Raw genomic sequence first — 13,817 nt, 5'->3', positions numbered from 1 at the left:
GGAGGCGGCTGCACGTCGGCTCCGAGCCTGCTGGGGGATCGACTGCTTCCGTTCAGGAGCGCACGGTCGGCCACGCTTTCCTCGGCAAGAGGCTGCGGCTGGTCGATCGCCCCGGCTCGACGTGCGACGTGCGCCGACAAGCCGCGAGCCGTCAGAAGTCGCCGGCCGTGCTTCGCAGCCGCGAGAGCACCTCGAACAGGTCTCGCAGGTCTGCATCGGTCAGGTCGGGACGTTCGAAGACCTCGGCGTTGAGCGCGGCGGTGGCTCGCTCGGCCAGCTCGCGACCGCCGCGGGTCAACGCCACGATGACTGCCCTGCGGTCGTCGGGATGTGTCGACCTCGTCACGAGACCGGCATCCTCCAGGCGGTCGACGGCATTGGTCACGCTCGTCGGATGCACCTGCAGGCGGGAGGCGATCACCTTCATCGGCAACGTGCCCCGGCTGCTGAACCAGAGCAGCATCAGCACCTCGTAGCGCGCGAACGTCACCCCGAGCGGGCGCAGGGTCGCCTCGACGCGGGCGAGCACGATCTGGTGGGCCCGCATGAGCGAGGTGATCACGGCCATGCCGTCAGCGGCCTCGGCCCAGCCGTTGTGGGCCCACTGCGCCCGGGCTGCGTCGATGGGGTCGAAGGCGAGCCGCTTCGCGTCCTCGCGTGGCTCAGCCGTCATGAGCACAGCGTAGAGGAGCGTCACGTTGACGTCCATTAATAGGAAGTCCTAGTATTTTGGGGTCGACATCAACTTCGGAGGCCTTGCGTGAGCCCACAGCCGTCAGCACCCCACCGCCCGCAGCAACCGCACGAGCCGAAGCACCACGTGCGACTGGTGACCGCATCGGCCCTCTTCGACGGGCACGACGCCTCGATCAACATCATGCGACGCATCATGCAGAGCCAAGGGGCCGAGGTCGTGCACCTCGGCCACAACCGTTCGGTGCAGGAGGTCGTCGACGCGGCCATCGAGGAAGACGTGCAGGGGGTGGCCGTCAGCTCCTACCAGGGCGGCCACGTCGAGTACTTCGAGTACCTGACCACCCTGCTGCGTGAGAACGGGGCCGGTCACATCAAGGTGGTCGGCGGCGGCGGTGGCGTCATCGTGCCCGACGAGATCGCGCGCCTGCGCGAGTCGGGTGTCACGATCTTCAGCCCCGAGGACGGCCAGCGTCTGGGCCTGGCGGGCATGATCAACGCGATCATCGCCGACTGCGACTTCGACCCCTGGGACATCAGCGCACCGACGATCGAGTCCATCCTGGCCGGCGAGCGAGCCGCCCTCGCGCGAGCCATCACCGGCGCCCAGGAAGGTGACATCGACGATGCCACCCTGAGCGGCATCCGCGAGGCCGCCGCCCGGCGAACGGTGCCGGTGCTCGGCATCACCGGCACGGGTGGCTCGGGCAAGAGCTCGCTCACCGATGAGCTGGTGCGACGGATGCGCCTCGACCAGCAGGACAAGCTGCGCATCGCAGTGCTGGCCGTCGACCCGACTCGCAGCCGCGGCGGTGGCGCCCTGCTCGGCGACCGCATCCGCATGAGCTCGCTCGACGGCGACCGGGTGTTCTTCCGCAGCCTGGCGACGCGCGGAGGCAACCAGGTGCCGACGAACCTGCCCGACGTGATCGACAGCGTCAAGGCGGCCGGCTATGACCTCATCGTGCTCGAGACGCCGGGAATCGGGCAGGGAGACGCTGCGATCGTCGACTTCGCCGACATCTCGCTCTACGTCATGACCCCCGAGTTCGGGGCCAGCAGCCAGCTGGAGAAGATCGACATGCTCGACCTGGCCGACGTCGTGGCCATCAACAAGTTCGAGCGCCGCGGGGCCGAAGACGCGCTGCGCGATGTCGGTCGCCAGATGGTGCGCAACCGCGAGGCCTTCGGTCAGGGCCCCGGCGACATGCCCGTCTACGGCACCTCGGCGGCGACCTTCAACGACGACGGGGTGACCGCTCTCTACCAAGAGCTGCGAAAGCTGCTGGCCGACAAGGGGATGCCGGTCGACGAGGGCGCCTTGCCGGTGGTCACCACGAAACAGTCGACGCGCTTCGCCACCGTGGTGCCGGGGTCTCGCGTTCGCTACCTGGCCGAGATCAGCGACACGGTGCGCGACTACCACGTGAAGACCGGTCAGTACGCCGTCGCGGCGACCCGGGTGCAGCGGCTCGAGGCGGTGCTCACCGAGCTCGACGACGCGGGCTCTGAGACCTCGGGCGTCGAGGGCCTGCTGGAAGCGGCCCGCACTGCGCTGCCGACCGAGGTCTCGGAGGCGCTCGCCGGTTGGCCCGCGGTCGTGGCGTCGTACTCCGGCGACGAGCACGTGACGCACGTTCGCGGCAAGGAGCTGCGCACCAAGCTGACCCGGATGTCACTGTCGGGCAACCCGATTCCTCGCGTCGTGCTCCCGCACTACTCCGACCACGGTGAGCTGGTGAAGTTCTGGCGACGCGAGAACCTGCCCGGCGTCTTCCCCTTCACGGCCGGCGTCTTTCCGTTCAAGCGTGAAGGTGAGGACCCCGCCCGGATGTTCGCGGGGGAGGGCGACCCCTTCCGCACCAACCGCCGGTTCAAGCTGCTCTCCGAGGGTCAGCCGGCCACCCGGCTCTCGACCGCGTTCGACTCGGTCACCCTGTACGGGCGCGACCCCGACCCGCGCCCCGACGTCTACGGCAAGGTCGGCACCTCAGGCGTGTCCATCGCGACCCTCGACGACATGAAGGTGCTCTACGACGGGTTCGACCTCGTCAGCCCGACAACGTCGGTGTCGATGACGATCAACGGACCGGCCCCGACCATCCTGGCCTTCTTCCTCAACACCGCCATCGACCAGCAGCTGGAGCGCTTCCAGCAGAAGGAGGGGCGCGAGCCGACCGCGGAGGAGGCGGACGGCATCCGGGCGACGACCCTGGCGAACGTGCGGGGCACGGTGCAGGCCGACATCCTCAAGGAGGACCAGGGCCAGAACACCTGCATCTTCAGCACCGAGTTCTCGCTGCGGATGATGGCCGACGTGCAGGAGTGGTTCATCTCCCACCAGGTGCGTAACTTCTACTCCGTCTCGATCTCGGGCTACCACATCGCCGAGGCCGGGGCCAACCCCATCAGCCAGCTCGCGTTCACCCTGTCCAACGGGTTCACCTACGTCGAGAGCTACCTCGCTCGAGGCATGGCCATCGACGACTTCGCCCCCAACCTCAGCTTCTTCTTCAGCAACGGGATGGACCCCGAGTACTCCGTGCTCGGCCGGGTCGCCCGACGCATCTGGGCGGTCGCGATGCGCGACAAGTACGGCGCCAACGAGCGGTCGCAGAAGCTGAAGTACCACGTGCAGACCTCGGGTCGCAGCCTGCACGCGCAGGAGATGGACTTCAACGACATCCGCACCACGTTGCAGGCCCTCATCGCGATCTACGACAACGCGAACTCCTTGCACACCAACGCGTTCGATGAGGCGGTGACCACCCCGTCGGAGGAGTCGGTGCGCCGTGCGCTCGCGATCCAGCTCATCATCAACCGGGAGTGGGGCCTGGCGATGAACGAGAACCCCCTGCAGGGCTCGTTCGTCATCGACGAGCTCACCGACCTCGTCGAGGCAGCCGTGCTCAAGGAGTTCGACCGCATCACCGACCGCGGCGGCGTGCTCGGGGCCATGGAGACCGGCTACCAGCGTGGCCGCATCCAGGACGAGTCGATGCTCTACGAGCACCGCAAGCACGATGGCAGCCTGCCGATCGTGGGTGTCAACACCTTCCGCAACCCGCACGAGGGCGAGACACCTCGCAAGGTCGTGCTGGCGCGCGGCACCGAGGAGGAGAAGCAGGGGCAGCTGGGAAGGGTGCGGGCCTTCCGGGCCGGCCATGAGGCCGAGGCAGAGGCGGCCCTCACCGAGCTGAAGGCGGCAGCGGTGGGTGACGACAACGTCTTCGAGGTGCTCATGCGCGCAGCCCGGGTGTGCTCCCTGCAGCAGGTGACCGAGGCGTTCTTCGAGGTCGGCGGCCAGTACCGCCGCAACGTCTGACGTGCCCACCCCAGCGGGCTCGTCGCCACCAGCAGGCCCTACCGACTCCCGAGAGCGCGGCGGTCGACCGGGCCGAGACGACCTCGGGGATGCCGCCCCGCTGGCTCACGAGGTGCGGCGCATCGTGTCACTCGTCCCGTCCATCACCGAGGCCATCGCCGCCACGTGCCGTGAGCGGCTGGTGGGCGCGACCGACTGGTGCACCCATCCGCCCGACCTTGACCTCGGGCGGGTGCGGGGCACGAAGAACCCTGACCTCAAAGCGATCGCGGCGCTGGCGCCAGACCTTGTCGTCGCCAACAAGGAGGAGAACCGCGAGCTCGACGTCCGACGGTTGCGCGAACGCGGCATCCCGGTTTGGGTGACCGACATCGAGACGGTGCCCCAGGGGCTCGACTCCATCGAGCGCCTCTTCACCGACGCACTCCGGGTCGAGACGCCCCAGTGGCTGGTCGAGGCCCGCGAGGAATGGGCCGGCCCGCTGCCCGAAGCGACCCTGCGAGTGGCGGTGGCGATCTGGCGTGACCCGTGGATGGTGGTCGGACCTTCGACCTTCACCGGTGACCTCGTGGCCCGGCTGGGTTGGCACAACGTGTTCGCCGGCAGCCCCGCAACCGATCCTGCAACCGGTCACGCGGTCACCGGGCGCTATCCGAGCGTCGAGCTGGCGCAGCTCGACCGCGACGACGTCGAGGTCGTGCTGCTGCCCGACGAGCCCTACGTGTTCACCGCCGACGACGGGCCCGAGGCGTTCAGCCGGGCTCGCACCGCACTCGTCAGCGGACGGCTGCTGACTTGGTACGGCCCCAGCCTGGTCGGGGCCAAGGCCGCCCTGACGGCGGCCGTGACGGCCTGACCGCCGGTGCAGGTGGGGGTCTGCCCCGGGGCGGAGGGCAGCCTGTGTTCAGTCGCGAACGGCGATGCCGGCCAGTACCAGCCGTCGGGAGAGCTCGAGACCGAGCTCGGTGACGGCGGCCGAGCCTTGCGACAGCAACGAGGAGACAGCCTCCACCTCCGCGGAGCTCAGCCGGAAGTCGGCCACCCGGCTACGCACGACCGCCCCCTCGGAGACTGCGGTCAGGGTGGCGGCGAGATGTGCTCGCAGACGGATGCCGTCGCGCTCGCCCAGCTGTGCGGCATCCAGCGTCTGGGCCACGGGCGCGACGGGAGCGGCGCGCTGCGAACGTCTCACCCTCGTCGCCATGGCGCGCGCCACGTCGGCCACGTCGAGGTCGGCCAGCGCCCGCACCAGGGCGGCGCGGGCGATCTCGACGTCGTCATTGATCACGGAGGCGTCGGACGCGTCCGCGAGGGCCGGCAGGGACGTGCGGAGGGACTCGTCACGGCTGGCCCTGGTGATGGCGAGGGCCAACAGCTCGTCGGCCAGGTGGCGGCGCGTCCAGACGTGAACCCCGAGGGTCAGGTGGGTGCTGACCCCGCCGAGAGCCGTTGCGGAGTGCAGGAACCCGCGCGGCAGATAGAGACAGTCGCCGGGGCGCAGAGTGAACTCGAGCAGCGGCGGCTCCGTGGCAGCCCGCTCGACGGCGACGCGGTGATTGCTCCACGGGTCATCGCGGAGGGGAGCGGTCTGCACCGGCGGGCGCACCCGCCAGGTCTTCTCGCCCGACACCTGGATGACGAACACGTCGTGCACGTCGTAGTGGTCGCTGAAGCCGGTGTTCTGGGCCGGGGTCACGTAGGCGTTGGCCTGCACGGGATGCCCGAGCTCGCCGGCCAGCTGCTGGCTGAAGGCGATCAACGCGGGCCAGGTGCGGTGCAGGCCCTGCAGCACGAGGGTCGCTCCGCCCGCGAAGAGGTTCAGCAGCTTGTCGTCGCTGACCTGGTCGGCCACGGCGGCGCCCACGCCGCCGCTGTCGGTGAAGTCGCGGTCACCGTAGGTGGTGCCGTTCTTGGCCACGCGCAGGAAGGGCGCACGCAAGCCGCGCTGGGAGACGAGCTCGTCGACAGCAGCGACCCCGAAGAGGTCGGCCACCGACCCCGGCAGGTCATCGGCCCGCGACACCAGCGGCTCGCGGCCCCAGTAGCGGTCAGCGAAGTCATCGGCTTCGACGGCGATGACACGGGAGAGAGCCGAGTGCCCGCGCACCGGCGCGGACACTCGGCTCCCGATGATGCTGTCGGTCACGGTGGGTTCAGCCTTCGCCGCAGCTCACGCGCCGCCGTCGGCTCCGCCGTCGTGGGTGCCGACGTTCGCCCCGCCATCAGCCGGGCCTTCGGCTCCGCCGTCTGCACCGCCGTCTGCACCGCCGTCGTGGGTGCCGGCGTCAGCTCCGCCGTCAGCGGGGCCCTCGGTGTCTGCACCGCTGTCGGCGCCGCCGTCTGCTCCGCCGTCGTGGGTGCCGGCGTCAGCGCCGCCGTCAGCGGTGCCCTCGGCTCCGCCGTCTGCTCCGCCGTCGTGGGTGCCGGCGTCAGCGCCGCCGTCAGCCGGGCCTTCGGTGCTCGGGTCCATCGGGGTGTCGCTCATGTCTGTTCCTCCTTGAAGAGAGTGACACGGCACCAGATGGTGTCGCTGCCTCGTTCCTACCCTGTACCGGCCCCGAGCGCACCCTCTGGGTCGAGCCGTGGCGCCCGGTCGGCTTCCGTGTTGCAATCAGCCGATGAGCATCAGCACGGGAGACACCGTTCACTGGAACACCTCGCAGGGCCGCACCATCGGCACCGCCGTCGAGAAACGGGTCAAGCCCTTCACCCACGACGGCCAGAAGTTCAACGCCTCCGACGACGAGCCCTACTGGATCGTGGAGTCGAAGAAGTCGGGGGCGCGGGCCGCGCACAAGGCGTCGTCGCTCGACCTCTCCTGACCCACGAAGGTGCAGCGCCGTGACGGTGTCAGGTGAGGTGGTCGAAGTCTCCGCGGGTCCAGGCTGCGTGGCGATCGGCCGAGAACCGTACGACCGCTTGTGCACGTCGCGGAACGACAGCACCGAAGTTGTTGTAGAGACGGTCGAAGTGCAGGGCCTCCACCTGGTCGGCAATCCGTTGAACGACGTTGCCCGACAGGGGGATCCGGTTCGGGTAGCTGCGCAGGAAGCTCACCGACTTTCGGTCGGGGTTCGGGAAGATCGCGTCTCCCGCGAACAGCACCCCTCGGCCCTCATTGCCGGTCGACCACTCGAGCACTGCCTGCCCGCTGAAGTGGCCCCCGACCCGGTGCAGGGTGAGCCCGGCGGTGATCTCGTGCTGCTGGTCGTAGAAGGTGACCAGCGGGTCGGAACGGCGCACCCACTCGCGGTCGCGGTCGGCCACGAGGATCGGCACGTCACCGAGGGCTCTCGCCCATTCGGTCTGCACCCCGTACATGTGGGGATGGCTCGCAGCGACGGCGATCGTGGGGCCAAGAGTGCGCACGAAGGAGACGGTGGCGTCATCGAGATAGCCGAGGCAGTCGAAGAGCACGACGCCCTCGGGGGTGCGAACCACCATCGTCTGCTGGCCGATCCCCACCCCGGGGTCGGCCTTCAGCCCCCAGAGCTCGGGCTCGACGTCGATCACCTCGATGCGGGTACCGGCCGATCCCAGCTCGTCGATCGTGGTCCACTTTTGGCCCGTCTCGGGCACCCACTGCCGGTCATCGGTGCACACGGCACACGAGTCGGGCGCCGCGGTCAGGTCAGCCGTCTCAACGGCACAGGTCGCACAGATCCAGATCACGCCACCACCTTCTCGCTCCCGTCCGCGACGCGCCACCACGACTGCGGGAGGATGCTGTCGTGATCCTGCACCTGCGCGCCGCGGTCGAGCAGCTCTACGCCGCCCCTCTGGCCAGGTTCACCCCGCTGCGCACCGAGCTGGTGGTGCAGTCTCGCGCCGCGGGCGACAAGGCGCTCGCGGCCTCCGTCTCTCGCCTCCGCAAGCCGACCGTGGCAGCGTGGGCGGTCAACCAGTACGTTCGGGGTGACGGTGACGGCGTCGCCGACCTGCGGGAGTTCGCGCAGCTGCTGCGAACCGCGCAGCGAACGCTTGACGCCGACCAGCTGCGCGTCCTGGGCCGCGAGCGGGCCGGCCGGGTGGACGCGCTCGCCGACGCCATCGCCGGAGCCGCCCGCACGAGCGGGCAGGCGCTGGGCGCGACCGTGCAGCAGGAGGTGCGTGACACCCTCACGGCGCTGATCGCGGACGAGCAGGCCGAGGCCTCCGTCATGACCGGGTCGCTCGTGCGTGCCCTTTCGTACTCGGGGTTCGGGTCGGTCGACATCGACGACGTCGTGGCGGTGAACGACCTGCCCGAGGCCGGCGGAGTCGACGAGACCTCCCCGACCGATGGTCGACCCGATCTCGAGGTGCTCCAGGGTGGCGGCGCTGCGGTCGACCTCGCCGACCGGCGGGTGGCCCGCCGGGCCGAGCGGCGATCTCGTCTGACCGGCACGCTCGACACGGCTCGAGCATCCCTGCGCGCCGCCGACCGTCAGGTCGCGGTGCTGACGGCGCGGCACGAGGAGGTCACCGAGGGCATCGCCGACCTCGAACGCCGCCTCGCCACGGCCCGGTCCCGCCTCGAGAAGGTGGCCGGTGAGCTCGCCGAGGCGACCGGCATCCGGGATGCCGCCGAGCGGGCCGAGGGTGAGGCGCAGCGTTCGCTCGACTCCCACGACGAGTCGTCGTGACCGCTGCGGGTCGGCATCGGGTTTGAGGTCGACTTCCGATTTCGTATCGACGACGACGACCGTGTAGTCTCGCCGCTGCACAACCGGTCGCTCGCGACGCCTCGGCGAGGCGGGCACCGTGCCCCAATAGCTCAGACGGCAGAGCGTTTCCATGGTAAGGAAAAGGTCTAGGGTTCGATTCCCTATTGGGGCTCTGGTCGGAACGTCGCTCGGTAGCGAGCGGCATCCGCCCGGGGCGGGGTAGCTCAGCTGGTTAGAGCGCACGACTCATAATCGTGAGGTCGGGAGATCGAGCCTCCCTCCCGCTACCATCGGCGCGCCGGAGCGTCTCGAGACGACGATCTGGTCGATTTCTCGAAACGCCCCGGCGTCCCGTAGCCTTGACCGTCGCGCCTCCTGCGCGCGCCCAGCGAGGTTCCACCGATTCATCCAGCACGTTCCCGAAAGAGCAGGTTGCCGTGGCCAGCAAGAGCAGCGACGTCCGTCCGAAGATCACGATGGCGTGTGTGGACTGCAAGGACCGCAACTACATCACCAAGAAGAACCGTCGGAACAACCCCGACCGCCTCGCGATGAACAAGTTCTGCCCGAAGTGCGGCAAGCACACGGAGCACCGCGAGACCCGCTGAACCCAGCACGACCATCGTCCACCGCTCCCTCGGCCACCGGCCGGGGGAGCGGTGTCGTCTGACCCTGCATCGCGCCCTGACTCCCAGTGGCTAGGCTGGCGCCATGCCGGTCAACTCCGAGTTCCAAGGGCGCAGCTACCCGCCCACCGCGCCCTACGGCGTCAGCGCAGCGAAGATCCGTGAGTTCGCCGAGGCGGTCGGGGCGACCGACCCGGTGCACGTCGACGCCGACCTCGCCCGGTCGCGCGGCTACTCCGACGTCATCGCCCCGCCGACGTTCGCGGTGCTCATCGCCCAGCAGTGTGACGCCCAGCTCGTGGCCGACCCCGAGGCCGGCATCGACTACTCGCGCGTGGTGCACGGCGAGCAGAAGTTCGCCCACCATCGCCCCCTGACGGCCGGTGACGCCGTCGTCGGCACGCTGCACGTCGACACCGTGCGCGAGGCCGGCGGCCACGCCATGGTGACGACGCGCACCGAGCTCGCCACGGTCGACGGCGAACCGCTCTGCACGGCCATGTCGACGATCGTCATCCGAGGAGGAGAGTGATGGACACCGCGCCGACCACCCCCCGAGAAGCCACCGACGTGCTGCGCGCCGAGGCCGTGAGCGTCGGCGAGACGCTCGGCCCGGTCACCATCCACATCGACCGGGCGCGCCTCGTGCAGTATGCCGGCGCCTCGCTCGACCACAACCGCATCCACTGGGACGAACGGTTCGCCAAGGGCGTCGGCCTGCCCGATGTCATCGCCCACGGGATGTTCACGATGGGGGCGGCCGTCACGGTCGTCACCGACTGGGCCGGTGACGCCGGTCGGGTGCTCGACTACGGGGTGCGCTTCACCAAGCCGGTCGTCGTGAGCTACGACGAGGGCGCCGACCTCGAGGTCTCGGGGGTCGTCAAGACGCTCGACGCCGACACCCGGCGGGCCACCGTCGAGCTGACCGCCATGGCCGCCGGGCAGAAGGTGCTCGGCCGCGCCCTCGCCGTCGTTCAGCTCGACTGACGCCGGGCGACCGGGGCTCACGAGTGCACGAACAGACAGCCGTACCGCTCGCCGACCTGACCACCATGCGCGTGGGAGGCCCGGCCGACCGGGTCGTCACGGTGACGACCACCGACGAGCTGGTCGATGCCGTCAGGGAGGTCGACGACGCCGACGAGCCCCTGCTCGTGGTGTCGGGTGGGTCGAACCTGATCGCCCCGGATGCCGGCTTCCGGGGCACGGTGGTGCACATCGCCACCACCGGCATCACGAGGGAGTCGGCTGAGTCCTGCAGTGGGGCGATGGTTCGCGTCGCGGCCGGTGAGAGCTGGGACGAGCTGGTCGCCCTGGCGGTCACCGAGGGCTGGGCCGGGGTCGAGGCACTCAGCGGCATCCCTGGGCTCACCGGGGCGACGCCGATCCAGAACGTGGGGGCCTACGGCCAGGACGTCTCGCAGACGATCGCCCAGGTACGCACCTGGGACCGTCAGGAGCAGTCCGTTCGCACCTTCTTCAACACCGGCTGCGGCTTCACCTACCGCAGCTCACGGTTCAAGGGAGACAGCCGCTACGTCGTGCTCGACGTGCTCTTCCAGCTCGAGCTCGCCGACCTGTCGACGCCGGTGGGCTACGCGGCTCTGGCCGACGGGCTCGGGGTCGAGCTCGGCGCCAGGGCGCCGCTCGGCGACGTGCGCGAGGCCGTTCTCGACCAGCGTCGACAGCGCGGCATGGTGCTCGACGCCGACGACCACGACACGTGGTCGTGCGGTTCGTTCTTCACCAACCCCATCCTGCCCGCGACCGAGTTCGACGCGTTGGTCGCACGAGCCGCCACGGTTCTCGGCGAGGAGGCGGCGCGGCCTCCTCGCTACGACGAGCCCGACGGCCGGGTGAAGACGAGCGCGGCCTGGCTCATCGAGAAGGCCGGCTTCGGCAGGGGCTTCGGCCTCCCGGCGCCGGCCGCCCTCTCGACGAAGCACACCCTGGCCCTGACCAACCGCGGCGGCGCGACGGCATCCGATGTGGTGGCTCTCGCGCGGCAGCTGCGTGACGGCGTGCTCGACCGCTTCGGCGTGCGGCTCGTCAACGAGCCCGTGCTGGTCGGCGACCAGCTCTGAGGGCCGCTGAGTGCCTGGTCAGCCGATCGGCTTGGAGAACGCGGCGGCCTTGATCGCCTTGCCGGTGGTCTTCACCGTGTAGGCGGGGCGGTTGAAGGTCAGCTGCAGCGCGCCGGACGAGCCACGGTCGACCTTGAAGAAGAGCCAGCCGGTCTTCTTCTGAGCGCGCTTCGTGGTGTCCAACGGGGCGCCGAGAGTCTTGCCGAACTCGGTGGTGGGCGTGACCGGAGCCGCTGCGCCGGGTTTCAGGGTGAACATCGACGGTTTGACGTCGGCGGAGTAGCGGTCACCGGCGTCGACGGTGAGCTGCACCCCGACGATCTCGAACGACGCCGCCGCGACAGGGTTGCCGGCGGGCCAGGGGATGTTGCGCGAGAGCTTGGTGGCCGTCATGACGTGCCCGAGGATGTCGTCCTTGAGCTGCACCTTGACCGTCTTGTCGGCCCGGGCCGGGGTGGTGGTCGTGGCTGCCGGGCTCGTGGGCACCGAGGTGCCGGGGGCAGGGCTCGTCGCGCCGGGGGTGGCCGACGCGGAGGGGCTGGTGTCGGAGGCGTCAGAGCTGCAGGCGCCGAGGGCAGCCAGCGACAGCACGATGCCGGCGACGGCCAGCTGGCGCAGCGGGCGCGACGGGCGCGACGAGCGCACTGCGAGAGCAGCGGGTTTCCGCGTCGCGGGGGTCGGCACCGTGCCCTGCGAGCGTGAGGGGGCGGTCGTGGTCTGCGGCGTCAGTGTCTTCATCTCGGGTCAAGCATGACCGTCGACCGGTGGGATCAGCAAACTCACGGCCCGGCGCTCGACCTCTCAGCCGGCCGCTCGGGCGTCCTCGAGCCAGGCGTCGACGTCGGCCAGGGCGGCCTGCCTCACCTGGTCGGGGGCCCGGCTGGCCACGAGCGACTGGCGGGCGAGATCGGCCAGCTCGTGGTCGTCGAAGCCGAGGCGGCGGGCCGCCTCGTACTGGTCGGACAGCCGCTGGCCGAAGAGCAGTGGGTCGTCGGCGCCCAGGGCGACCGGGATGCCGCTCTCGACGATGGTGCGCAGGGGGACTTCGGCTGGGGAGGCGTAGACCCCCAGGGCCACGTTGCTGCCGGGGCAGACCTCGAGCGTGGCGCCCGACTCGGCGACGGCGCTCAGCACCCGAGGGTCTTCCACCGACCGGACCCCGTGCCCGATGCGGTCGGGCCGCAGATGCTCGAGCGTCTCCATCACCGCCTGCGACCCGAGCAGCTCTCCGCCGTGCGGAACCAGGGTCAGGCCGGCCCGGCGGGCGATCGCGAAGGCCGGTGCGAACTCGGCGGTGTCGCCTCTCCGCTCGTCGTTCGAGAGGCCGAACCCGACGACCTGCCCCGGTCCGTCGCCGACGTAGCGGGCTGCCAGTCGCGCCAGGGTGCGAGCCTCGAGCGGATGCCGCATCCGGCTGGCCGCGACGACGACCGCCACTCCGGTGCGTCCGCTCTGCGACACCGCCCGGGCCTCGTCGAGCACGATCTCCAGGGCCGGGGTGATCCCGCCGACGAACGGGGCGTACGACGTGGGGTCGACCTGCAGCTCGAGCCAACGCGACCCCTCGCTGTGGTCGTCGTGCGCGGCCTCGCGCACGATGCGGCGCATGTCGCTCTCGCCGCGAACGCAGGCTCGCGCTGCGTCATAGAGCCGTTGGAAGCGGAACCAGCCACGCTCGTCCGTGGCACGCGCGAGCTGTGGTGGCCAGTTCGTGGTGAGGGCGTCGGGGAGGGAGATTCCGTGCTGACGCGCCAGGTCACGAACGGTCTCGACGCGCATCGACCCGGTGAAGTGCAGGTGCAGATGGGCCTTGGGGAGATCGGTCACGCTGCGCGGCACGACGCTCAGTCTGCCAGCCACCGGTGGGGCTGAGCGGCGGGGGTGAGCAGGAGAGGTGAGCAGTAGAGGTGAGCGATGGGGTCAGCGGTCGTCGGGCTCGTCGGCGATCTCGTCGACGATGTGCATCGCCGCCTCCTCGGCCGAAGCGGCGGCCCCGTCGACGCCGACGTCGCTGGCCCACACCTGCTTCTCGGAGTCTTCACCCGACCCTTCGTCATCGGCCACCAGACGGCCGGCCCGGGCGTCACCGACCTCGTTGTCGCCGAGCCAGTCGTCCTCGGCGTCGATCGCGTCGGGGTCATCGCCGCCCACCCGCTCGGTGTCGAGGCCGCTCTCGTTGTCGGGGGCACCGTAGGCCGAGTTCGGGTCGGGCACCTCCTGCAGGATGCGCTGGTCGATCGTCTCCTCCTGCGACTCCTCGTAGGCCGTGGTGCCGAACGCGTCGGTGCCCCGCTCGGTCTCGGCGGGGGAGTAGCCGCGGTCGAGCACGTCGTCGACGTCCTCCTGCTCGAGGGTGTCCTCGGGCTGGAGCTGGTCGCTCTCATCGGTGCTGTAGACGGTCAGGTCCTCGTCGATGCTGTCGTTCTGGTCGCTCATCGGG

At 70.1% G+C, this 13,817-nt stretch carries 15 protein-coding genes and 2 tRNA genes; 10 read left to right on the top strand and 7 right to left on the bottom strand.

Features of this window, described 5'->3' with window-relative positions; genetic code table 11:
- Positions 1–151: 151 nt before the first annotated feature.
- Positions 152–673, bottom strand: coding sequence for a MarR family winged helix-turn-helix transcriptional regulator (locus BA895_RS09100; RefSeq protein WP_070191604.1), 522 nt, complete (start codon positions 671–673; stop codon positions 152–154).
- 156 nt (positions 674–829) lie between these two features.
- Here BA895_RS09100 and icmF point away from each other — a divergent pair, with 156 nt between their 5' ends.
- The gene (icmF, locus tag BA895_RS09095) at positions 830–4,018 is read left to right on the top strand and encodes a fused isobutyryl-CoA mutase/GTPase IcmF (RefSeq protein ID WP_371327703.1); all 3,189 of its coding nucleotides are present in this window, start codon (positions 830–832) and stop codon (positions 4,016–4,018) included.
- A gap of 1 nt (position 4,019) precedes the next feature.
- On the top strand, positions 4,020–4,874 hold the full coding sequence (locus tag BA895_RS09090) for a helical backbone metal receptor (RefSeq protein WP_217493869.1): 855 nt from the start codon (positions 4,020–4,022) through the stop codon (positions 4,872–4,874).
- A gap of 48 nt (positions 4,875–4,922) precedes the next feature.
- Here BA895_RS09090 and BA895_RS09085 read toward each other — a convergent pair whose 3' ends face one another.
- A complete protein-coding gene (locus BA895_RS09085; protein ID WP_254666399.1) occupies positions 4,923–6,164 on the bottom strand; it encodes a cupin domain-containing protein in 1,242 nt (413 codons plus the stop codon).
- A gap of 24 nt (positions 6,165–6,188) precedes the next feature.
- The gene (locus tag BA895_RS09080; RefSeq protein ID WP_070191574.1) at positions 6,189–6,503 is read right to left on the bottom strand and encodes a hypothetical protein; all 315 of its coding nucleotides are present in this window, start codon (positions 6,501–6,503) and stop codon (positions 6,189–6,191) included.
- Positions 6,504–6,636: 133 nt separating this feature from the next.
- Between BA895_RS09080 and BA895_RS09075 the strand changes: the two genes are divergently transcribed.
- Complete coding sequence (locus tag BA895_RS09075; protein ID WP_070191573.1) at positions 6,637–6,840, top strand: DUF2945 domain-containing protein; 204 nt, start codon at positions 6,637–6,639, stop codon at positions 6,838–6,840.
- A 28-nt stretch (positions 6,841–6,868) separates the two neighbouring features.
- Here the strand turns inward: BA895_RS09075 and BA895_RS09070 are convergent, their stop codons facing one another.
- The gene (locus tag BA895_RS09070) at positions 6,869–7,690 is read right to left on the bottom strand and encodes a hydrolase (protein WP_070191572.1); all 822 of its coding nucleotides are present in this window, start codon (positions 7,688–7,690) and stop codon (positions 6,869–6,871) included.
- 59 nt (positions 7,691–7,749) lie between these two features.
- Between BA895_RS09070 and BA895_RS09065 the strand changes: the two genes are divergently transcribed.
- The 7 genes from BA895_RS09065 to BA895_RS09035 all read left to right on the top strand — a co-directional run bounded on the left by BA895_RS09065 (position 7,750) and on the right by BA895_RS09035 (position 11,377).
- Entirely contained in the window at positions 7,750–8,643 is an 894-nt protein-coding gene (locus BA895_RS09065) for a hypothetical protein (RefSeq protein ID WP_070191571.1), read from the top strand.
- A gap of 120 nt (positions 8,644–8,763) precedes the next feature.
- Positions 8,764–8,836: transfer RNA gene (locus tag BA895_RS09060), tRNA-Thr, on the top strand.
- A gap of 41 nt (positions 8,837–8,877) precedes the next feature.
- Positions 8,878–8,954, top strand: a tRNA-Met gene (locus tag BA895_RS09055).
- A 147-nt stretch (positions 8,955–9,101) separates the two neighbouring features.
- Positions 9,102–9,272: a 50S ribosomal protein L33 gene (gene rpmG / locus BA895_RS09050; protein WP_020143294.1), complete on the top strand. Its 171-nt coding sequence runs from the start codon at positions 9,102–9,104 to the stop codon at positions 9,270–9,272.
- Between the two features lie 103 nt (positions 9,273–9,375).
- Positions 9,376–9,822 carry a MaoC family dehydratase N-terminal domain-containing protein gene (locus tag BA895_RS09045; protein ID WP_070191570.1) on the top strand — a complete coding sequence of 149 codons (447 nt, stop codon included), beginning with the start codon at positions 9,376–9,378 and terminating at the stop codon, positions 9,820–9,822.
- Positions 9,822–10,280 (top strand): MaoC family dehydratase, encoded by a 459-nt coding sequence (locus BA895_RS09040; protein ID WP_070191569.1) that lies wholly within the window; start codon positions 9,822–9,824, stop codon positions 10,278–10,280. Before BA895_RS09045 ends, BA895_RS09040 begins: the two co-directional genes overlap by 1 nt.
- A gap of 23 nt (positions 10,281–10,303) precedes the next feature.
- Positions 10,304–11,377: a UDP-N-acetylmuramate dehydrogenase gene (locus BA895_RS09035; RefSeq protein WP_070191568.1), complete on the top strand. Its 1,074-nt coding sequence runs from the start codon at positions 10,304–10,306 to the stop codon at positions 11,375–11,377.
- A gap of 18 nt (positions 11,378–11,395) precedes the next feature.
- On the opposite strand, the gene BA895_RS09030 is transcribed toward BA895_RS09035, so the two are convergent.
- The 3 genes from BA895_RS09030 to BA895_RS09020 all read right to left on the bottom strand — a co-directional run bounded on the left by BA895_RS09030 (position 11,396) and on the right by BA895_RS09020 (position 13,813).
- The gene (locus tag BA895_RS09030; RefSeq protein ID WP_070191567.1) at positions 11,396–12,115 is read right to left on the bottom strand and encodes a hypothetical protein; all 720 of its coding nucleotides are present in this window, start codon (positions 12,113–12,115) and stop codon (positions 11,396–11,398) included.
- 63 nt (positions 12,116–12,178) lie between these two features.
- The gene (locus BA895_RS09025; RefSeq protein ID WP_070191566.1) at positions 12,179–13,216 is read right to left on the bottom strand and encodes an adenosine deaminase; all 1,038 of its coding nucleotides are present in this window, start codon (positions 13,214–13,216) and stop codon (positions 12,179–12,181) included.
- Positions 13,217–13,297: 81 nt separating this feature from the next.
- A complete protein-coding gene (locus BA895_RS09020) occupies positions 13,298–13,813 on the bottom strand; it encodes a DUF5709 domain-containing protein (RefSeq protein WP_070191565.1) in 516 nt (171 codons plus the stop codon).
- Between the last annotated feature and the right edge of the window lie 4 nt (positions 13,814–13,817).

It is taken from the genome of Humibacillus sp. DSM 29435 (assembly GCF_001758225.1).
Classification (GTDB): Bacteria; Actinomycetota; Actinomycetes; order Actinomycetales; family Dermatophilaceae; genus DSM-29435.
This window is presented reverse-complemented; position numbering and strand designations above follow the sequence as displayed.